The sequence below is a fragment of the Streptomyces dioscori genome (assembly GCF_003024195.1).
GTDB lineage: Bacteria > Actinomycetota > Actinomycetes > Streptomycetales > Streptomycetaceae > Streptomyces > Streptomyces dioscori.
On sequence record NZ_KZ679045.1, the window covers coordinates 242,408 to 262,137 of the forward strand.

General features: G+C 71.2%; 17 protein-coding genes. 8 read left to right on the forward strand and 9 right to left on the reverse strand.

Going from position 1 to position 19,730, the window contains the following annotated elements:
• Positions 1 to 100: 100 nt before the first annotated feature.
• Positions 101 to 1,297, reverse strand: a complete 1,197-nt coding sequence (locus tag C6Y14_RS21695; RefSeq protein WP_107018425.1) for a lipid-transfer protein — start codon at positions 1,295 to 1,297, stop codon at positions 101 to 103.
• Between the two features lie 254 nt (positions 1,298 to 1,551).
• Between C6Y14_RS21695 and C6Y14_RS21700 the strand changes: the two genes are divergently transcribed.
• From C6Y14_RS21700 to C6Y14_RS21720, 5 genes are all read left to right on the forward strand, one after another.
• Positions 1,552 to 3,351: an MFS transporter gene (locus tag C6Y14_RS21700; protein WP_107018426.1), complete on the forward strand. Its 1,800-nt coding sequence runs from the start codon at positions 1,552 to 1,554 to the stop codon at positions 3,349 to 3,351.
• Positions 3,352 to 3,808: 457 nt separating this feature from the next.
• Positions 3,809 to 4,459 carry a class I SAM-dependent methyltransferase gene (locus C6Y14_RS21705; protein ID WP_107018427.1) on the forward strand — a complete coding sequence of 217 codons (651 nt, stop codon included), beginning with the start codon at positions 3,809 to 3,811 and terminating at the stop codon, positions 4,457 to 4,459.
• Positions 4,460 to 4,537: 78 nt separating this feature from the next.
• The gene (locus tag C6Y14_RS21710; protein WP_107018428.1) at positions 4,538 to 5,521 is read left to right on the forward strand and encodes an N-acetylmuramoyl-L-alanine amidase; all 984 of its coding nucleotides are present in this window, start codon (positions 4,538 to 4,540) and stop codon (positions 5,519 to 5,521) included.
• Between the two features lie 158 nt (positions 5,522 to 5,679).
• A complete protein-coding gene (locus tag C6Y14_RS21715; RefSeq protein WP_107018429.1) occupies positions 5,680 to 6,537 on the forward strand; it encodes a hypothetical protein in 858 nt (285 codons plus the stop codon).
• A gap of 127 nt (positions 6,538 to 6,664) precedes the next feature.
• Positions 6,665 to 7,672, forward strand: a complete 1,008-nt coding sequence (locus C6Y14_RS21720) for an LLM class F420-dependent oxidoreductase (protein WP_107018430.1) — start codon at positions 6,665 to 6,667, stop codon at positions 7,670 to 7,672.
• A gap of 317 nt (positions 7,673 to 7,989) precedes the next feature.
• On the opposite strand, the gene C6Y14_RS21725 is transcribed toward C6Y14_RS21720, so the two are convergent.
• The 3 genes from C6Y14_RS21725 to C6Y14_RS21735 are packed head-to-tail and all read right to left on the reverse strand — an operon-like array spanning position 7,990 to position 11,685.
• Positions 7,990 to 8,784, reverse strand: coding sequence for a hypothetical protein (locus C6Y14_RS21725; RefSeq protein ID WP_159074295.1), 795 nt, complete (start codon positions 8,782 to 8,784; stop codon positions 7,990 to 7,992).
• On the reverse strand, positions 8,771 to 10,411 hold the full coding sequence (locus C6Y14_RS21730) for a VWA domain-containing protein (RefSeq protein WP_225891196.1): 1,641 nt from the start codon (positions 10,409 to 10,411) through the stop codon (positions 8,771 to 8,773). Before C6Y14_RS21730 ends, C6Y14_RS21725 begins: the two co-directional genes overlap by 14 nt.
• A complete protein-coding gene (locus tag C6Y14_RS21735) occupies positions 10,408 to 11,685 on the reverse strand; it encodes a hypothetical protein (protein ID WP_225891197.1) in 1,278 nt (425 codons plus the stop codon). The genes C6Y14_RS21730 and C6Y14_RS21735 overlap by 4 nt, the downstream gene beginning before the upstream one ends.
• 239 nt (positions 11,686 to 11,924) lie before the next feature.
• Between C6Y14_RS21735 and C6Y14_RS21740 the strand changes: the two genes are divergently transcribed.
• The gene (locus tag C6Y14_RS21740; RefSeq protein WP_107018432.1) at positions 11,925 to 12,215 is read left to right on the forward strand and encodes a hypothetical protein; all 291 of its coding nucleotides are present in this window, start codon (positions 11,925 to 11,927) and stop codon (positions 12,213 to 12,215) included.
• A gap of 58 nt (positions 12,216 to 12,273) precedes the next feature.
• Here C6Y14_RS21740 and C6Y14_RS21745 read toward each other — a convergent pair whose 3' ends face one another.
• From C6Y14_RS21745 to C6Y14_RS21755, 3 genes are read right to left on the reverse strand one after another with little or no spacing between them, the layout of a single operon-like run.
• Positions 12,274 to 13,344: a prenyltransferase/squalene oxidase repeat-containing protein gene (locus C6Y14_RS21745; protein ID WP_107018433.1), complete on the reverse strand. Its 1,071-nt coding sequence runs from the start codon at positions 13,342 to 13,344 to the stop codon at positions 12,274 to 12,276.
• Positions 13,341 to 14,084, reverse strand: a complete 744-nt coding sequence (locus C6Y14_RS21750; RefSeq protein ID WP_107018434.1) for a class I SAM-dependent methyltransferase — start codon at positions 14,082 to 14,084, stop codon at positions 13,341 to 13,343. Before C6Y14_RS21750 ends, C6Y14_RS21745 begins: the two co-directional genes overlap by 4 nt.
• Complete coding sequence (locus tag C6Y14_RS21755; RefSeq protein ID WP_199854801.1) at positions 14,078 to 15,634, reverse strand: glycosyltransferase family 4 protein; 1,557 nt, start codon at positions 15,632 to 15,634, stop codon at positions 14,078 to 14,080. The genes C6Y14_RS21750 and C6Y14_RS21755 overlap by 7 nt, the downstream gene beginning before the upstream one ends.
• A gap of 231 nt (positions 15,635 to 15,865) precedes the next feature.
• On the opposite strand from C6Y14_RS21755, the gene C6Y14_RS21760 reads away from it, so the two are divergent.
• Complete coding sequence (locus C6Y14_RS21760; RefSeq protein ID WP_107018436.1) at positions 15,866 to 16,513, forward strand: TetR family transcriptional regulator; 648 nt, start codon at positions 15,866 to 15,868, stop codon at positions 16,511 to 16,513.
• Between the two features lie 293 nt (positions 16,514 to 16,806).
• Here C6Y14_RS21760 and C6Y14_RS21765 read toward each other — a convergent pair whose 3' ends face one another.
• Together C6Y14_RS21765 and C6Y14_RS21770 are read right to left on the reverse strand one after the other, a co-directional pair.
• Complete coding sequence (locus tag C6Y14_RS21765) at positions 16,807 to 17,040, reverse strand: ferredoxin (RefSeq protein WP_107018437.1); 234 nt, start codon at positions 17,038 to 17,040, stop codon at positions 16,807 to 16,809.
• A 2-nt stretch (positions 17,041 to 17,042) separates the two neighbouring features.
• Positions 17,043 to 18,500 (reverse strand): aldehyde dehydrogenase, encoded by a 1,458-nt coding sequence (locus C6Y14_RS21770; RefSeq protein ID WP_107018438.1) that lies wholly within the window; start codon positions 18,498 to 18,500, stop codon positions 17,043 to 17,045.
• Positions 18,501 to 18,702: 202 nt separating this feature from the next.
• Here C6Y14_RS21770 and C6Y14_RS21775 point away from each other — a divergent pair, with 202 nt between their 5' ends.
• Positions 18,703 to 19,725 (forward strand): MBL fold metallo-hydrolase, encoded by a 1,023-nt coding sequence (locus tag C6Y14_RS21775; protein ID WP_107018439.1) that lies wholly within the window; start codon positions 18,703 to 18,705, stop codon positions 19,723 to 19,725.
• Positions 19,726 to 19,730: the final 5 nt, after the last annotated feature.

The window sequence follows — 19,730 nt, forward strand, 5'->3', positions numbered from 1 at the left end:
GCGGCTCCTTGCCCCGTACATCAGATTTTCGCCGCACGGCCGGTCCGCCGCAGGACCTAGGCCCGGTGACAGTCCGCGTGCCTACCGGTCCGGTGCCCGTTCAGGCACGCCTGAGGAGTGTCACCACCGCCGCGCCCCCGAGCCCGATGTTGTGCGCGAGGCCCACGCGCGCGTCCGCCACCTGCCGGGCCCGTGCCTCGCCCCGCAGCTGCCAGGTCAGCTCGGCGATCTGCGCGATGCCGGTGGCCCCCAGCGGATGCCCTTTCGAGATGAGCCCGCCCGAGGGGTTCACCACCCACCGCCCGCCGTACGTCGTGGCGCCCGACTCGACGAGCTTGCCGGACTCCCCCGGCTCGCACATGCCGAGGGCCTCGTAGGTCAGCAGTTCGTTGATCGAGAAGCAGTCGTGCAGTTCCACGACGTCGACGTCGTCGATGCCGAGCCCCGCGCTGTCGTACACCTGCCGTGCGGCGGCCCGTGACATCGGCTGGCCGACGACGTCGATGCACGACCCGGACGCGAACGACTCCTCCGTGTCCGTCGTCATCGCCTGCGCGACGATCTCCACGGCCCGCTCCCCCAGCCCGTGCCGCTCGACGAAACGCTCCGACACGACGACGGCCGCCGCCGCCCCGTCCGAGGTGGGCGAGCACTGGAGCTTGGTCAGCGGGGAGTGGACGGTACGCGCGGCGAGGATCTCGTCGACCGTGTAGGCGTCCTGGAACTGCGCGTACGGATTGTTCGCCGAGTGCCGGTGGTTCTTGGCGCCCACGGCCGCGAGCTGCGCCTGGGTCGTGCCGTACTTCTCCATGTGTTCGCGCGCCGCGTTCCCGAAGATCTGGGCGGTGGGCGGCGTCATCTCGAAGCCGTGCCGGGCCGCCATGACGGCGTAGTGGCGGGCGACGGGCGAGGTCGCGAAGTCCCCGCCGTCGGCTCCGCCGCCCAGTGCGCCGCGCGCCATCTTCTCGAACCCCAGCGCCAGTACGCAGTCGCTCGCGCCGCCCTCGACGAACTGCCGCGCGAGCATCAGCGCGGTGGCGCCGGTCGCGCAGTTGTTGTTGACGTTGTGGACGGGCACACCGGTAAGGCCGAGTTCGTACGCGGCCCGCTGCCCGGCCGTGGAGGCCTGGAAGCAGTATCCGACGGGGACCTGCTCCACCGCCTCGTACGGGATCCCGGCGTCGGCGAGGGCGCCGGTGCCCGCCTCCCGCGCCATGTCCCAGTACTGCCAGTCCCGCGTCTCCGGCTTCTCGAACCTGGTCATGCCCACACCGACGACGTACGCCTTCGTCCTCATGGCTCTCCCCACGGTCCGGGTCCTGTCCGGCCGGAGACTAGAACACGTTCCATTTCGAGGGAAGGCCCGGGGCGGGGCGGATGAGAGGGCGGGCGGGAGGGCGGACGGAAGGGTGGATGTAATGAGAAGGTCAAGAATTCGTTAGCGGCTCGAAGCAACGGAATAGTTGCCTGGGCGCACGGGGTTCACCCAGCACCTACCTGTAGCCGTACCCGTACGCAGCTACCTGTCCCATGCCTCTGGAGGCCGCACGTATGACCCGGACAACGACGGATCCGCACACTCGAAGGCCGAACGGCAGCGGAATCGTTCCCGTACTGGCCTTCGCGGGCATCGTTGTCGCGGTGATGCAGACCCTGCTCGTGCCGGTCATCAAGGACCTCCCCGAGCTGCTGGGCACCTCCCCCGGCAACGCCACCTGGGTCATGACCTCCACCCTGCTCGCGGGCGCCGTGTCCACGCCGATCATGGGCCGCCTCGGTGACCTCTACGGCAAGCGGCGCATGCTGATAGCCAGCCTCGCCGTCATGGTCGTGGGCTCGCTCGTCGCCGGCTTCACCAGCGACCTGCTCGTGATGATCGTCGGCCGGGCCCTGCAGGGCTTCGCCATGGGCGCCATCCCGCTCGGCATCGGCCTGATGCGCGACGGCCTGCCGCGCGAGAAGCTCGGCTCGGCCATGGCCCTGATGAGCTCCTCGATCGGCGTCGGCGGCGGACTCGCGCTGCCGGTCGCGGCACTGGTCGCACAGCACGCCGACTGGCACGCGCTGTTCTTCGGCTCGGCGGGCCTCGGCGTCGTCTCGATCGTGCTCACCCTGATCTTCGTACCCGAGTCGCCGATGCGTGCGGTGGGCACCTTCGACGCCCCGGGCGCGCTCGGCCTCTCCGCCGGCCTCGTCCTCTTCCTCCTGCCGATCACCAAGGGCAGCGACTGGGGCTGGACCTCCGGCACGACACTCGGCCTGTTCGGCGCCGCGGTGGCCGTCCTGCTCCTGTGGGGCGTGATGGAGCTGCGCGTCAAGGCTCCGCTGGTCGACCTGCGCACCACGGCCCGCCCGGCCGTCCTCTTCACCAACCTCGCCTCGATCATGGTCGGTGTCGCCTTCTACGCCGTCTCCCTCGTCCTGCCCCAGCTGCTCCAGCTGCCCGCTTCGACCGGTTACGGCCTCGGCCAGTCCATGGTCGTGGCGGGCCTGTGCGTGGCGCCGCTCGGCCTGACGATGATGTTCACGGCGCCGGTGTACGCCCGTATCTCCGCCAAGTACGGACCCAAGGTCACCCTGATGACCGGCATGCTGATCATCGCGGTCGGGTACGGGGCCGGGCTCGGCCTGATGAGCGCCGCCTGGCAGACCATCATCATCGCGGTGGTGCTGGGCGCGGGCATCGGACTCGCGTACTCCTCGCTGCCCGCACTGATCATCGGCGCCGTTCCGGCGTCCGAGACCGGGGCGGCCAACGGGCTCAACACGTTGATGCGCTCCATCGGTACGTCCGTGTCGAGCGCCGTGATCGGCATGGTCCTGGCGAACACCGCGAACCAGGTGGGTGGCGTCGCCGTTCCCACGATGCACGGGTTCCGGGTGTCGTTCATGATCGCTACGGGTGCGGTGCTGCTCGGGCTGGTGTTCGCGGCGTTCCTGCCGGGGCGACGGGCGGCGGCGAACGCGGCGAAGCCGCATCTGGTCGCTTCCAGCGACCCTCTGTCCGAGCCTGCGCCCGCGTCCGCGTCCGCGCCCGCATATATCTCTACGTCTACGTCTACGTCTGCGGACCTGGTGACGACCGGTTTCCGTGGCCGGGTCCTCACCTCCGAGGGTTCGCCGGTCGCGCGCGCCAAGGTGACGCTGATCGACCGGCGGGGGCGGCAGGCGGGGGCGACGCTGTCCTCGGCGGACGGCGGGTACGCGCTCGCTGTGCCGGCGGCAGGTGCGTACGTCCTGGCCGTCACGGCGGGCGGCCACGGCCCGCTGGCGTCCGGCGCGAGCCACCCGGGCGACGACCGATCGATAGAAATGGACCTCGCGCTCCCGGGCGCCACGGTCCTGGCATAGCGCGCGGCGCCCCGGCGGGGCAGCCCGAAGGGCACCCCTAAGGGGCGCGGGGAACGGCGCGGCCAGCCACGACGCACCCGCGGCCAAACCCCCGGGCAGGACAGCCCGAAGGGCGCCCTTAAGGGGCGCGGGGAACGGCGCGGCCAGCCACAGCGGACCCGCAGCCAAAACCCCGGGCTGGGCAGCCCGAAGGGCGCCCTTCAGGGGCGCGGGGAACTGCGCGGCCAGCCACAGCGGACCCGCAGACGAATCTCCCGCAAGCCCAAGGGGCCGGATCGTCGGGTGCGGGACCGTCGTGGCTGGCCGCGCAGTTCCCCGCGCCCCTAAAAACGGGCCGGATCGTCGCGTGCGGGACCGTCGTGGTCGCTCGCGCCGTTCCCCGCGCCCCTGACGGGGCGCCGGGGCGGGCGTGGGGCACCATGGCGGGGCATCTGTACGGACGACCTGGAGGAACTTCATGCCCTCGGCCCCCGCGCCCTCGGTTCTCGCCGCCTTCGAAGGGGCCAAGGGGTTCATGCCCGTACGGGAGGGGCTCGCCCTGTACGCCGCCGCCGTCGAGGCGGGACGGCTGGGCCTGCCTCTGCTGGAGGTCGGGACGTACTGCGGCCGCTCCACGATCCTGCTCGCCGACGCCGCCCGCGAGGCCGGTGTCACGGCGATCACCGTCGACCACCACCGCGGCAGCGAGGAGCAGCAGCCCGGCTGGGAGTACCACGACCCGTCGACGGTCGACCCGGAACTCGGCCGCATGGACACGCTCCCCGCCTTCCGCCGTACGCTCCACCGCGCCGGTCTGGAGGATCACGTGGTCGCGGTCGTCGGCCGCTCCCCGCAGATCGCCGCCTTCTGGAACTCCCCCCTCGGCCTCGTCTTCATCGACGGTGGCCACACCGACGAGCACGCGAGCGGCGACTACGAGGGCTGGGCGCCGCACGTCGCCGAGGGCGGGCTGCTGCTCATCCATGACGTGTTCCCGGATCCGGTGGACGAGTTCACGGGACAGGCGCCGTACCGCGTGTATCTGCGGGCGCTGGAGTCCGGCGCGTTCACGGAGGTCTCGGCGACGGACTCCCTGCGGGTGCTGCGTCGCACCGGCAAGGGCGTCTGAGGGACCAAAACGGCAGGAGTCGGCGCCCCGGCACCTCCTTCACCGCGCGGGGCCCGGCCGACCCGTAAGGTGTTGGCCGTGTCATACGTAGGCCCGGACTTCGAACCCCCACGCCCCCCGCGCCACCCCCTGCGCGGACCCCTGACCGTCGCGGTCGCCGCGCTCGTACCGGGAGCCCTGGTGGGCTGGCTGGTGTGGCAGGCGGTCGGCGACTCCGACGACGGGGACGGATCGGCGGCAGCCAGGACGTCGGCCTCGGCCGGCGCGTCCGCATCCGCATCCGCATCCGCATCCGCGCCCTCGTCCGAACTGCCCGGCCCCTCCGAGGACGGCAAGGAGCAGTCCGGCGGCGGTGACGAGTCCGGCGCTTCCGCCCCCGCGGGCTCCGGCCCCCTCAAGGGCAAGGTCGTCGTCATCGACCCCGGTCACAACCCCGGCAACTTCCGGCACCCGTCCGACATCAACCGCAAGGTGAACATCGGGACGAACTGGAAGGAGTGCGACACGACGGGTACGTCGACCAACGCCGGTTACACCGAGGCCGAGTTCACCCTCGACGTCTCGCACCGGCTGCGCGCGATCCTCAAGAAGGAGGGCGCCACGGTGAAGTTCACCCAGGACGGCGACCGCGCCTGGGGCCCGTGCGTGGACGAGCGGGCCGAGATCGGCAACAAGGCCGGGGCGGACGCCGTCGTGTCGATCCACGCGGACGGCTCGGCGGCCGGCAACCGCGGCTTCCATGTGATCCTGCCCGGCTCGGTGCACTCCGGCGCCGCCGACACCCGCCCCATCGTGGCCTCGTCCCGGGCGCTGGGCGAACGCATCGCCGGCGGTTTCCTGCGCACCACCGGCGGGCCGCCCTCCAACTACATCGGTGACGGCACCGGCCTCGATGTGCGCAAAGACCTCGGCGGTCTCAATCTGTCAACGGTTCCGAAGGTGTTCATCGAGTGCGGCAACATGCGCGACACGAAGGACTCCGCGCAGCTGACCAGCGGCACTTGGCGGCAGAAGGCGGCGGAGGGAATCTCTGAGGGAATCGTGAGTTTCCTGCGCGGGTAGCGATCAGAGGGGACATCCGGGCGGACACCCGTGTAGGGCGGGCGATAGTGTCGTCCCTACGATAAGGGGCCACCCCTGCGCTTCACACCACGACCTGACGGCGACGTGGCGAGAGCGACGCCTCTACCGATGACGAGACGACTGACGAAGGACCTGAAGTGAATATCCGCTCCCTCACTAGGGGCGACGGCGTGGTGATCGGAGCAGCGGTTCTGCTGTTGATCGCGTCGTTCCTCGAAATCTATTCGATCGACGGGGCCCCCGACAGCGCCGACATCCCGAACGCCTGGGGCAGCGGCCCGGTCCTCCTGAGCGTCACCCTGGCCGGCATCATCGGCGCCGCGCTGATCGTCGTCGCCCGCGGTCTGCCGCAGGCGCCGAAGGTCGCCGGTCTCGACCTCGGCCCGTTCGGTGTCGCCTTCACGGTGTTCGCCGCGTGGAGCGCCCTCGGGAACATCTTCGACCCGGCCGGCGGCTTCGACAACAACGGTGGCAGTGACGCCATCGGCAGCGGTACCGGCCTCATCCTCAGCTTCATCGCCACTCTGGTGCTCGCCGGTGCGGCGATCGCCACCCCGCTGGTCCCGGCCCTCAAGGGCGCGCTCCTGCCGCCCCCGAAGCCGGCCGCCCCGCAGCCCTACGGCGGTCAGCCGCAGGGTGGTTACGGCTACCCGGGCGCCCAGCAGCCCGGCCCGTCCTTCGGCGGCCAGCCCGGTCAGCCCGGTCAGCCCGGTCAGCCGCAGCAGGGCCAGCCGTTCGGCACTCAGCCGGGCCAGCCCCATCAGGCGCAGGCTCCGCAGGCGCAGCAGCCCGCCGGGGACTTTGCCCCGTTCTGGTTCGCGGTGCCGGTGGCCCGTCCGCTGTTCGCGGAGGACGGTTCGCCCACGCCGATCGCCGAACTGGCGCCGGGTACGTGGTACTTGGCCGTCGAGCAGCGCGGTCCGAGCCTGGTGGCCCAGACGCAGGACGGCCGCCGCGGTGTACTGCAGGACACGTCCGGGATCCAGCGCGGCTGACCCCGTCACCGCCGGTCCTTCACGGCCCTCCGCCCAGGGTGCTCCTCGGAGCCCTTCCGGGCGGGGGGCCGTTCCCGTACAGTCGGCCCGGCCCGGATGACATCTGACGAACCGTCAGGAGTGGTGTATGCGGCTCGGACTCGCCCTCGGATACTGGGGCCGCGGCCCCTCCGCCGACCATGTGCCCCTCGCCCTGGAGGCGGAACGGCTCGGCTACGACTCGGTGTGGACCGCCGAGTCCTGGGGCTCGGACGCCTTCACCCCGCTCACCTGGATCGCCGCGCAGACCTCAAGGATCAAGCTGGGTACGGCGGTTGCCCAGATGGCGGCCCGCTCCCCCACCACGACGGCGATGCACGCGCTGACGCTCGACCACCTCTCGGGCGGGCGCGTGATGCTCGGCCTCGGGCTGTCCGGGCCGCAGGTCGTCGAGGGCTGGTACGGGCGCCCGTTCCCGAAGTCACCGCTGACGGCGACCCGGGAGTACGTCGACGTCGTACGCCAGGTCCTGCGGCGCGCGGGGCCCGTCGAACTGGACGGCCGCTTCCACACACACCCGTACCGGGGCTCGGACGGCACCGGACTCGGCAAAGCCCTCAAGCCCATCACCCACCCGCTCCGCCCCGACCTGCCGGTGCTCCTGGGGGCCGAGGGGCCGAAGAACATCGCCCAGACGACACGGATCGCGGACGGCTGGCTGCCGTTGTACTGGTCGCCGATGCGGACGGCGGTGTACGAGGCTTCCCTGGGCGCGGCGCCCGAGGGGTTCCTCGTCGCCCCGATGGTCCGGGCGAAAGTGTGTGACGACGTCGCCGAGGGGCTGCTGCCGGTGAAGGCGATGCTCGGCTTCTACATCGGGGGGATGGGGCATGCGGCCCGGAACTTCCATGCGGATCTGATGGGGCGGATGGGGTTCGAGGAGGAGGCTCGGCGGGTGCAGGAGCTGTTTCTTGCGGGGCGGCGGGAGGAGGCGGTGTCGGCCGTGCCGGACGCTTTCGCGGACGAGATCTCTCTGATCGGCCCGCGCGAACGGATCGCGGAACGCCTGGACCTGTGGCGCAAGGGCCCGATAACGGACCTGCTACTCCTGTCCCCGGACCCCCACACGCTCCGAGTCCTGGCAGACCTGAACTGACAGCTGCGCTGGGCTCGGCTGTTCCTTCACCTGCGGGCCCGGTGGGGGCTGGTCGCGCCGTTCCCCGCGCCCCTTGGGGTGTGGGGGTGCGCTGCCATCTGCGGGTGCGTCGTGGTTGCTCGCGCAGTTCCCCGCGCCCCTAACGGGGCCCGCCAAAGGCGCCAGCCCCTAGGGGCGCGGGGAACGGCGCGACCAGCCACAGCGGACCCGCAGACGACGCTTTTAGGGGCGCGGGGAACTGCGCAGTCTTTTGGCTTTTAGGGGCGCGGGGAACTGCGCCGCCAGCCCCCACTCACCCGCAGGTCACGACGTTGTTGTCAGCGGAATATGGCTATCGCTTCCAGCGTGACCTCGCGGGTGTCCTCCCGCCAACCCGTCATCTTGCCGAGGCAGCGCGCCTGGAACGTGCCATCGTTGAGGCGTTCGTTGCGCAAGCCTCCCGCCGCGCAGGTGACACGGACGTGCGCCGGCCGCTCCGGGTCGGAGCCGTAGGGGGCCCGCAGCACGATCCCCTCCGCCGCCCCGGTTTCCGACTGCGGCTCCACCAGGAAGCGCCCTCTGAGCGACACGAACTCCTCGATGTCGCTGAGCGCGACACCACCCCCGTCGGCCCCGGCCCCGGCCCCGAGCGCTTCGGCGAGGGCGCGGTTCGGAACGACATCCCCCGTGCGCAGATCCGCGTGGACGATGACATCGGCCCGTTCGAACGCGTCCAGCAGCATCCCGATCACCGAGATCGGCTCGCTCTTGGCCACGTAACTGCTGAACTTCTCCTGCGTGACGTCCCGGTTCGCCTTGACCGTCCACGGCAGCAGCCGGCCCCACAGCCCCACGCTGGTGTTGACGTTGGTGCGGTGCTCGACGGCCTGTTCCAGCGCCGCGCTGTAGTTGCCGATCCGGTAGAGGTCCATCACCGCCTTCTCGTCCAGGTAGAAGCAGACGCTGTACGCGGACCGCTGCCCCACGCCGCGCCGGCCGAGGCGCCCGCGCCCGCGTTCCCGCACGTGCCGCACCAGCACGGCCCCGAGCGTCACCAGACCGGCCGCGGTGACGAGCCACACCGTCATCCACGGCCACCACACACCCCACCACTGCGCGTCAACGACAGCCACGGATCTCCTTGAACGCCTCGGAAAGGGACGATCCCCGCGCGTCCGCGTCCACCATGCGTCCGCCCGTCCTCCCGGCGGCGCGCCGGAGGGCTTCGGCGTCGGCCTCCCCGAAGTGCACGGGGTAGGTGTGGACCGCGGTACGGGTCTCGGCGGACCGCGCCTCGTAACGGCGTACGAACTCCTCGTACGCGATGCCCGCGTTGTTCTCGCCGTCCGTCATCAGCACGATGGACACGGACCGTTCGGGTTCGTCGGTCAGCGCGGAGGACGCCGTGCGGTAGCCGTGGTCGAGCGCGGTCCAGACGGCGGTCGCGTCGCCGTAGCCACCGTGGGCGACGATGTCGGCGAGGGTGCGCAGGTCCCGCTGTCCCCGGACGGTGACGGTCCGTTCCTCCAGGACGCGGCCTCCGAACCGTACGACGGTCAGCCGTTCGCCCTGGTGGAAGCGGGCGAAGGCGCCCGTCGCCGAGGAGTCCGCGCCGCTGAGGTCGGCGAAGGCCTCGCGCAGCTCCGCCATGCGTTCCCCGCGCATCGAGCCGGAGAAGTCGAGCAGGAAGACGACCTGGTGGGCGACGCGGTGGGCGGGATCGCCGTAGTCGTCGAGGAGGCGCTCCAGGACGTCGGGGCGGTCGGGGAAGTAGAGCGCGTTGCCGACCTGCGCCCGCAGCTCTCCCTCCCTGGCGACCGACGGGTTCGCCGGGCGCCGCAGTGCCGTCCGCATGATCTTCCGCTGTACGGAGTCCTGCCGGAGCCACCGCACGACCTTGTCGTAGGTGGCCCGTCGGCCCGGGTCGAGGAGGAGCAGCGGGAAGTCGGCGAGGACCGTGCCGTCCTTGGGCCGCACGATCTCCAGCTTCTCCGTCAGCCGGCCGCCGGAGTTGAGGGCGAGGAGGTCGGACTCGTAGGTGATGAGCGCGTTCGCCGTGCCGGGGTGGTCGATGAAGTCGTCGAGCAGGTCGCGGGTGGAGGCGGCGGTGATCCGCTGTCCTGAGCGGAAGCCGCGCAGCCGGTCGCAGGAGACGTCCTCCTCGCGCAGGGCGCCGCCGGTGCCGGCCGCCGCGGTGGCGACGCCGACGAGTGCGGCGAGGCCGGTTCCCGTCCGCCGCGGGTCGGCCATGCCGAAGCGTACGGTGCCGGTGGCGGCGGCGGCGGCGAGGTCCGCCCAACTGAGGTGCTGCTCGCCCGACTTGGCGTGGAGGGCGCGTGCCGCGTCCGGGCGCAGGCCGACCACGACCGGCGAGAGCATGGTCGGGGTGCGCAGCAGGCCCCGGGCGGTGTCCTTGTGGCGCAGTTGGAAGGAGCGGTCGGTGGAGAGCCAGGCGGCCTCGTGACCGCCGCCGGCCTTTCCGGTGACAGCACCGGCGGCGGCCTTTCCGGCGGCGGCGGCTCCGGCGGCGGCCAGTGCCTCTCCGGTGTCGGCGTCGGCCCGGTAGTCCATCTTCAGCTCGACCCCGGTCTCGGACCTCAACTCGTCGAGCAGCGGCTCCAGTACGGCGAGATCGGGGCCGGCCAGGACGTGCAGGGTGGTCGGGTCGTCGTCGCCGCCGGAGCAGGCGACGGTCGTGGCGAGGGTGAGCGTGACGGCGACGAACAGACGCAGCGTCAGAGTGCTTACCGCGCGCCTCACTTGGCGCCCTGCTGGGGCGACTGCGCGGGCGGGCACTCGCCGACCGTCTGGATCATCCGTTCCAGCAGGGGCAGCCGTGGCAGGACCGCCTTGGTGTCGTCGGCCGAGGTGACCGGCACCTGGATACCGCGGTCCGCCAGGAAGGACGCGAGCTGGTCGCTGGTCGAGCCACTGGTGGCGTCCCGGACCCGGAACCCCAACTCCATCGCTTTGTGCTGGAGTTCGGGGTCCTCGGTGACCAGCTCGCCGAGCCGTTCGCCGTCCCCGGTGAGGGCGACGAGCTGGGGTTCGGTGACGAACCGGGTCGAGGGGTAGAGCAGGACGCGTCCGGCGTCCGGCTTGCCGTGCTCGGCCTCGTACCGGATCTGGTGGGCCAGGTACTGGTGCTCGTAGATCACCGAGATCGGCGCGATGCCCTTGCCGTCCACGGACAGGTAGGTCTCGGCCCGCTCGGAGCCCGGCAGGCCCTGTTCGATGAGCAGGTCCTTGATGTCCCGCGCGTATCTGTCGGCGTCCTTGTCGTTGCCGGGGGCGTCGTTGCCGTGCCATACGAAGGAGACGAGGCCGAGGTAGGTGCCGCCGGAGTTGGAGTCGCACACGTCGGAGGTCTGGGCGAGGATCTTGTTGCCGTTGTGGACGCCGTGCTTCTCGATGTCCAGGTCGTCCCAGCGCCTGCCCTGCTTCGTCTGCTGCAGGAACCTGCCCATGTCGAGCGTGTAGTACAGCGGTTCGGCGGAGCCGCCTGGGGTGCCGGCCGGCTGGGGTTCGGCGATGTCCGCGTCGTCCAGCGTCTCGGCGTACTCCCGGTAGGTGGCGAGGACGATGGGGCTGACGAAGGGCCGGTAGGTGAGGGCGGGGTGGCCGGCCCTGGCGCGTTGCCGGGTGATGAGGTCCGCGGCGGGCTGTCCGGAGGGGAAGACGACGTCGTACCCCGCGACGTCCTGGGTGGCGATGTCCCGGGATCCCATGCGGGTGATGTGCACCCGGAAGCCGTGCTTCATGAGGATGCGCCGGACCTCGGGGTTCTCGAAGAAGTCCCGCTTGGAGGCCATCTTCGCCTCGATGGTGACGATCCGGTCGAGCGGCAGCGTCAGATGGCCGGAGGCCAGCAGCAGGACGAGGCCGATGACGGGGGCGGGCAGTGCGAGGGCCAGCGTGCGCCGCAGCCGGCTGCGGACGGGTCCGCCGACCGCGAGTCTGGGTTCCTCCGCGGGTCGCGCCGGTCGCAGCGGGCCGGTGGACGGATCGGACCGGGCGGGTCCCGCGGGCGGCACGGCGGGTCCTGCGGGCCGTGCTGCGGATCTGGCGGGCCGTGCTGCGGATCTTGCGGGTCTCTCGGCTCTGTTCGCGGGCACCGGCGTCTCCCCCTACTGTGGGGCAGGATCGTCGGTGACCGCGCTTACCGCCGAACCACCTCACGGTGAACGGCAGTTGAGATTCAGGGTAAGGGCTGACGAACCATCATGAGGAGAGCCGGAGGTTTCATACGAGATTCAAGGGCAACCCGTACGGCATGTCCCCTAGATCTCGCAACGGTTCCCACTCAGCCGGCCGCGTCATAGCCATCGTTGCCGACATCATGGCCTTCATCCTGGGCCTCTGGATCCTCATGTACCTACTGGACGCCAACCAGGGCAATTCGTTCGTCCAGTTCATCCATGACTCCGCACGCTGGCTCGCCGGCTGGTCGCACGACCTGTTCACGTTCGACGAGCAGTGGGCACGGGTCGTCGCCGGCTACGGTCTCGCAGCCGTCGTGTACCTCTTCATCGGGCACGCGATCGCCAACCGCGTACGCAGCTGATCCCCTCCTTCTCGCGTACGCGACCGACCCCCCTCGGCTCGCGTACGCGCCCCACCCCCTACTGGCAGCAGTCGGGGTCCAGTCCGAACGGCAGGCGGTCGCCGCCGAAGACCGCGCAGGTCGCCTCGTCCCCGCCCAGTGCGGCCACGGCGAGGAGCAGGGAGCCCGCCGTCCACGAGGTGAGCTCCTCCGGCCAGATCGCCCGTGAGTCGAAGACATAACCGGTCCAGTACAGGCCCGTCGCCGGGTCACGCAGGTGCTGGATCGACTGCAGTATCTCCAGTGCGCGGTCGGACTCGCCCACGACCCACAGGGCCAGGGCGAGTTCGGCCGATTCGCCGCCCGTCACCCACGGGTTGGGCACCACGCAGCGCACGCCGAGATCCGGGACCACGAACCGGTCCCAGTCCCGCTCGATGCGCTCCTTTGCCTCGGCACCGGTGAGCGCGCCGCCCAGCACGGGGTAGTACCAGTCCATCGAGTAGCGGTCCTTGTCGAGGAACCGCTCGGGGTGCCGGCGGATCGCGTGGCGCAGCGCGCCCACCGCCAACTCCCAGTCGGGCTGCGGCTCTTCGCGCTCCTCCGCGATGGCGAGCGCGCAGCGCAGCGCGTGGTGGACGGACGAACTCCCGGTCAGCAGCGCGTCCTCGACGGCCCGGCCGTCGTCCTCGCGCTTCCAGCCGATCTGTCCGCCGGGCCGCTGGAGTTCGAGGACGAACTCGACCGCCGCGAACACCGAAGGCCACATCCGGTCCAGGAAGGTGTCGTCGCCGGTCGCCAGGTAGTGGTGCCACACGCCGACGGCGATGTACGCGCAGAAGTTGGTCTCGCGTCCGCGGTCGGTGACCTCGGCGGCGTCCCCGTCGGCGTAGGCCGCGTACCAGGAGCCGTCCTCGTTCTGGTGGCGGGCCAGCCACTCGTACGCGCGGGCGGCGGCCTCGTGCTCGCCCGCCGCGTCCAGGGCCATGGCGGCCTCGGTGTGGTCCCACGGGTCGAGGTGGTGGCCGCGGAACCACGGGATGGCGCCGTCCGGGCGCTGTACGGCCAGGATGCCCCGGACGGTCTGCGCGGCCTCTTCCGCGGTGAGCACCCCGGTCAGGACGAGGTGTTCGGTGCGCGGAGTCGTCACGAAGCGTCCGTGAGGGTGGCCGCGGGCAGGTGCGGCTTGGTCGCGTACGCCACGAAGCTCTTGCCGATCAGCGGGTTGAGCGCCTGCTCGGCGACCCGGGTCGCGAGGGGCTTCTTCATGATGTCCCAGACGAGGAGCTTGTGGTACGCCCGGACCGGCAGCGCCTTGTCGTTGTCCACGCCGAACGCGCACTTGAGCCACCAGTAGGGGCTGTGCAGGGCGTGGGCGTGGTGCGTGCCGTACGGCCGCAGGCCCGCCTCACGGATCTTGCCGAGCAGTTCGTCCGCCTTGTAGATGCGGATGTGGCCGCCCTCGACCTCGTGGTACGCGTCCGAGAGCGACCAGCAGACCTTCTCGGGCCCGTAGCGCGGCACGGTGATCGCTATGCGCCCGCCGGGCCTGAGCACGCGGACCATCTCGGCGAGTACGCCCTTGTCGTCCGGGATGTGCTCCATCACCTCGGAGATGATGACGACGTCGAACGACTCGTCGGGGAAGGGCAGCCGCAGCGCGTCGCCCTCCATCGCGGTGGCGGTGGCGCCCTCCGGTGCCTCGCCCGCCTCCTTCATCGCGGCGAACCACTTGGCGACCTCGCGGATCTCCTCGCCGTTCTGGTCCAGCGCGACGACCTGCGCGCCGCGCCGGTAGCACTCGAAGGCGTGGCGTCCGGCCCCGCACCCGAGATCCAGCACACGGTCCCCCGGGGCAAGCGGAAACCGGGAGAAGTCGACGGTCAGCACGTGGTCCTGCTTTCACGGTGAGGGGTGTCCACGGGGGTGACGGCGAGGGCCTGCTCCCCCTCCTGCTGGGCCGCGGAGCGGCTGCCTTCGGTTGCCGCCGACGGGCCCGCGGCGGGGGCCTGCTCCGCCGCCGGTCGGGCCGCGGAGCGGCCGGGAGTCTGGACCGCGGAGCGGTCTGGGCCTGCCGCGGAGCGGCTGTCCGTTCCTGTCGCGGAGCGGCTGTGCGTTCCCGGCGCGGAGCGGTGGGTGGTCGCGATCGCCTCGCGGTAGCGGGCTACCGTCCCTTCCGCGGCGCGGGCCCACGTGAACTTTTCCAGTACGCGCGCACGCCCGGCCGCGCCGAGCCGCTCGCGTAGGCCCGGGTCGCCCAACATCCTGCTCAGCCCAGCGGCCAGCGCGCCCGCGTCGCCGGGCGGAACGGCCAGGCACGTCTCGCCGTCGGGCCCCGCGACCTCGGGGATGGCTCCGCCGGTGGTGGCCACCAGGGGCGTACCGGTGGCCATCGCCTCGGCGGCGGGCAGCGAGAAACCCTCGTACAGGGACGGCACACAGGCGACCTCGGCGGACCGTACGAGGTCGACGAGTTCCGCGTCCGAGATGCCCTTCACGAACTGGACGGCGTCTTCGAGCCCGTACCGCTCGATGAGCTGGGCGACCGGCCCGTCCTCGGCGCGCCTGCCGACGACGACGAGGTGGGCGGCGGGGTGCTCGGTACGGACCTTGGCGAGCGCCTCGACGAGGAAGACGAGCCCCTTGAGGGGGACGTCGGCGCTGGAGGTCGTGACGATCCGGCCGGGAACCTTCGGCACGGACGGATCGGGCGAGAAGAGGTCGGTGTCGGCGCCGATGTGGACGACGTGGATCCGCTCGTCGCGTACGCCGAGGTGGTCGACGATCTCCTGGCGGGACGTGCCGGAGACGGTGAGCACGGACCGCAGTCGGCGCGCGACCCGCTTCTGCATCCGCGTGAACGCGTACCAGCGGCGCACGGACGCCCGCTTGCGGCGGCTCCCGGCGGCGTCCAGCTCCAACTGCCGGTCCACGGTGATGGGGTGGTGGATGGTGGTGACCAGCGGCGCGCCCACGTCCCCCAGCAGCCCGTACCCCAGCGTCTGGTTGTCGTGCACGACGTCGAAGTCGCCGCGCCGGGCGCGCAGATGGCGGCGGGCGCGCAGCGAGAACGTCAGCGGCTCGGGGAAGCCCCCGGTCCACATCGTGCCGACCTCGACCGCGTCGATCCAGTCGCGGAACTCGTCGCGCTTCGGGGTGCGGAAGGGGTCGGGCGAGCGGTACAGGTCGAGGCTCGGCAGCTCGGTGAGGGAGAGCCCGTCCAGGCCCTCGCCCTCGTCCAGCACGGGGTAGGGCTGCGAGCCGATCACCTCGACGTGGTGGCCCAGCCGGGCGAGCTCGCGCGAGAGGTGACGTACGTAGACACCCTGGCCGCCGCAGAACGGGTTCCCTTTATAGGTGAGGAGCGCGATGCGCAGCGGTCGGTCGGCGTCGGCGGCCGAGCCCTCGTGGAGGCCTGCCTCCATGGCCTCATGGGTCACTCTCGGCCCCCTTCTTCCAGCACTTTCCCGCGAGATTACTTCGGGACGGTAATCTAGAACAAGTTTCAGACTTGATCGTTCAGGGAGCATTGAATCTACCGGCAGGTAGCTCTCCTGTGAGCGGTGGATCGGGTGATTCACGCCACGGCGGGACCTCTACTCTGCTGTCACCCGACCCGCCCCCGCCCGCCCCACCGCCCTCTGTTGTACGAACGTCACGGAACGGGATCCATGCCTGCGGAAGCCAAGACTGCGGCGAAGGCCGCGCAGCCGCCCGTACGGGCCGCGCAGCCGGTCAATCCCCCGCTCACCGAGCGCCAGGAGGCGCGTCGGCGGCGGATCCTGCACGCGAGCGCGCAGCTGGCGAGCCGGGGCGGTTTCGACGCGGTACAGATGCGGGAGGTCGCGGAGTCGTCCCAGGTGGCCCTGGGTACGCTCTACCGCTACTTCCCGTCGAAGGTGCATCTGCTGGTCGCGACCATGCAGGACCAGCTGGCCCATATGCACGGCACGCTCCGCAAGAAGCCGCCGTCGGGGGACACGGCGGCGGAGCGGGTGTCGGAGACGTTGATGCGCGCCTTCCGTGCCCTCCAGCGCGAGCCGCATCTGGCCGACGCGATGGTCCGCGCGCTCACGTTCGCGGACCGCAGTGTCAGTCCGGAGGTCGACCAGGTCTCCCGCCAGACGACGGTGATCATCCTCGACGCGATGGGCCTCGACGACCCGACCCCGGCCCAGCTCTCCGCGGTCCGGGTGATCGAGCACACCTGGCACTCGGCTTTGATCACCTGGCTCTCCGGCCGGGCGTCGATCGCCCAGGTGAAGATCGACATAGAAACGGTCTGCCGCCTCATCGACCTGACATCCCCACAGGACTGACACTGCGGGGCTGCGCCCATGGCGCGTTGCCGGGTGCGGGCCGGTGGGGGCTGGTCGCGCGGTTCCCCGCGCGCCTGACGGGGCGCGAGTACGCCGTGACCGCTCGCGCCCACCAGCACCCGCACCACCGGCGCCCTCAAGGGGCGCGGGGAACGGCGCGAGCAACCACGACGCACCCGCACCCGACAACCCACCTCGCCCCCCACCCCCCAGGGGCGCGGGGAACTGCGCAATCTTTTGGGTCCGCCCCCACCGGCCGGCGGCCGACACGCAACGCCCGCCCCGACGGGACCTCACTCCTCCGGGGGAAAAACCACCTCTCCGCTCCCCAGCAGCGCAATCATGATCGCCTCCACCGGGCACCCTTCCGCCGCCTCCAGAATCTCCTCGTTCGCGTCCGTCTCGGCCTCCACGGGATGCGACTGCATCGCGGAGTCGAGACGAAAGGCGGCGGCGGCGAGGTGCGTGCACTGGGCCGACCCGATGCACAGCGACCGGTCGACCTCCACATGCCACCGGTCCCCCATCCTCAGGCCTCCCACCCGGCCGGCAGATGGATCATCTTGTGCTCCAGGTACTCCCCGTACCCCTCGGGCCCGAACTCCCGCCCCAGCCCGGAGTTCTTGTAGCCGCCGAACGGCCCGAGCATGTCGAGGCTGAAGGTGTTCACGGAGTACGTGCCGGTCCGCACCCGCCGCGCCACATCGATCCCGCGCTCCACATCCCCCGTCCACACACTCCCGCTCAGCCCGTAGTCGGAGTCGTTGGCGATCTTCACGGCCTCCGCCTCGTCCCCGTACGGGAGGAGGCAGATCACCGGCCCGAAGATCTCCTCGCGGGCGATCCGCATGGAGTTGTCGACGTCGCCGAAGAGCGTCGGCTCGACGTACCAGCCGCGGTCGAGACCGGCCGGCCGGCCACCGCCGGTGAGGATCTTGGCGCCCTCCTCCTGGCCGATGCGGATGTAGTCGAGGTTGCGCTGCTGCTGCCGCCTCGCGACCAGCGGGCCGACCTGGGTCGCGGGATCCAGCGGGTCGCCGACCACGAGCGCGTTCGCCGCCGCCGCGAACGCCTCGGCGAACTCGTCGTAGCGGGAGCGCGGCAGCAGGATGCGGGTCTGGGCGACGCACGCCTGGCCGTTGTTCATCCAGGCCGCCGAGACGATGCCCGGCACGGAGGTCGCGATGTCCGCGTCCGGCAGGACCACGGCCGCCGACTTGCCCCCCAGTTCCAGGGTGACGCGGGTGAGGTTGCGCGAGGCGACCTCCATGACGCGCCGGCCCGCCCCGACCGACCCCGTGAAGGAGACCTTGTCGATCCCGGGGTGCCCGACGAGGTACTCGCTCACCTCGCGGTCGGCGGGCAGGATCGACAGGACGCCGTCCGGCAGCCCGGCTTCCTTGGCGATCTCGCCGAGTATGTACGCGTCCAGCGGCGACTCGGGCGACGGCTTGAGGACGACCGTGCAGCCGGTCAGCAGCGCGGGAGCGAGTTTGGCCGCGGCCACGAACTGCGGCACGTTCCACGGGACGACGGCGGCGACGACCCCGACCGGCTCACGCCGCACGAGGATCTTCCCGAGCACTCCGTCGCGCGTCTCCTCGTACGTGAAGTCCCGCGCGACCGTGATCGCCGCGTCCCACACCATCATCGCGCCGAGCGCCTGCGCGAGGACGCTCCAGGAGTAGGGGGAGCCGTTCTCGGAGGAGATGACCCGGGCGATCTCCTCGTGGCGTACGGCGATCGCGTCCTTGATGCGGGTGACCACCTCGATGCGCTCGTCGAGGGACATCCGCGGCCAGGGCCCCTCGTCGAAGGCGGTGCGCGCCGCGGCGACGGCCCGGTCGACGTCCTCCCGCGCGGCGTGCGGCACCCGGCCGATGACCTCCTCGGTGTGCGGGGAGACCACCTCGATGACGTCCCGGCCGCTGGGGGCGGTCAGCTCGCCGCCGATGAACAGCTGTGCGTGTTCCACGAGTTCGGTCATGACCGACTGCCTCTCCGAGGACGACGAAGACAACGAGGACAACGAGGACAACGAAAGGAACGGGGACTACTCCTGACGGTGCATCAGACTCTGAAACTGATACCAGTTCCACTTGGAGGAGTCCACGGAGCGCACAGCACTCCCATTGGAACCGGTTCTAGTTATAGTGGCCGGGAGTCGGGAGTCGTCGACAGGGGAGCCCATGCCACAGGTGACCGATCACGGCGGGGGCGTACGGTCCATCGAGGTACCCATCCCGGACAACCCCCTCGGGAACACCCTCGTGTACGTCGTGGACACCGACCGCGGACCGGTGCTGATCGACACGGGCTGGGACGATCCGGCCTCCTGGGACGCGCTCACCGAGGGGCTGACAGCCTGCGGAACGGCTGTCGCGGAGATCCACGGCGTGGTGATCACCCACCACCACCCGGACCACCACGGGCTGTCCGCCAAGGTGCGCGAGGCGTCGGACGCCTGGGTGGCCATGCACGCCGCCGACATCGCCATCGTGCGGCGGACCCGCGAGACCAGACCCGGCCGCTGGTTCACGTACATGGCGGACAAGCTGACCGCCGCGGGCGCGCCCGAGGAGCACGTGGCACCGCTGCGCACCGCCCGTTCACGGCTCCCCGGCCTGACCCCCGCGCTTCCCGACCGGGAGATCGTCCCCGGGGAACTCCTGGACCTCGCCGGCCGGCGGCTGCGCGCGGTCTGGACCCCGGGCCACACGCCCGGCCATGTCTGCCTCCACCTGGAGGAGAGGCATCCGGCCCAACTGCCGGGCAATGGACGGCTGTTCTCCGGGGACCACCTCCTGCCGAGGATCACCCCGCACATCGGGCTGTACGAGGACCCGGACGACGACAGCGAGCCCGATCCGCTCGGCGACTACCTCGACTCGCTGGAGCGGATCGGCAGCCTGGAACCGGCCGAGGTGCTGCCCGCCCATCTGCACGCCTTCACCGACGCCCCGTCCCGTGTACGGGAGTTGCTGGACCACCACGAGGAACGCCTCACCGGCCTCCTCACCCTTCTCTCCACCCCGCTGACCGTGTGGCAGGTCGCCCGGCGGATGGAGTGGAACCGCCCCTGGGCCGACATCCCGTACGGCTCCAGGAACATCGCCGTCTCGGAGGCGGAGGCCCATCTGCGCCGCCTGGTGAAACTGGGCCGCGCGGAGCAGGTGCCGGGCAGCGATCCGGTGACGTACACCGTCGTGTGACGCAA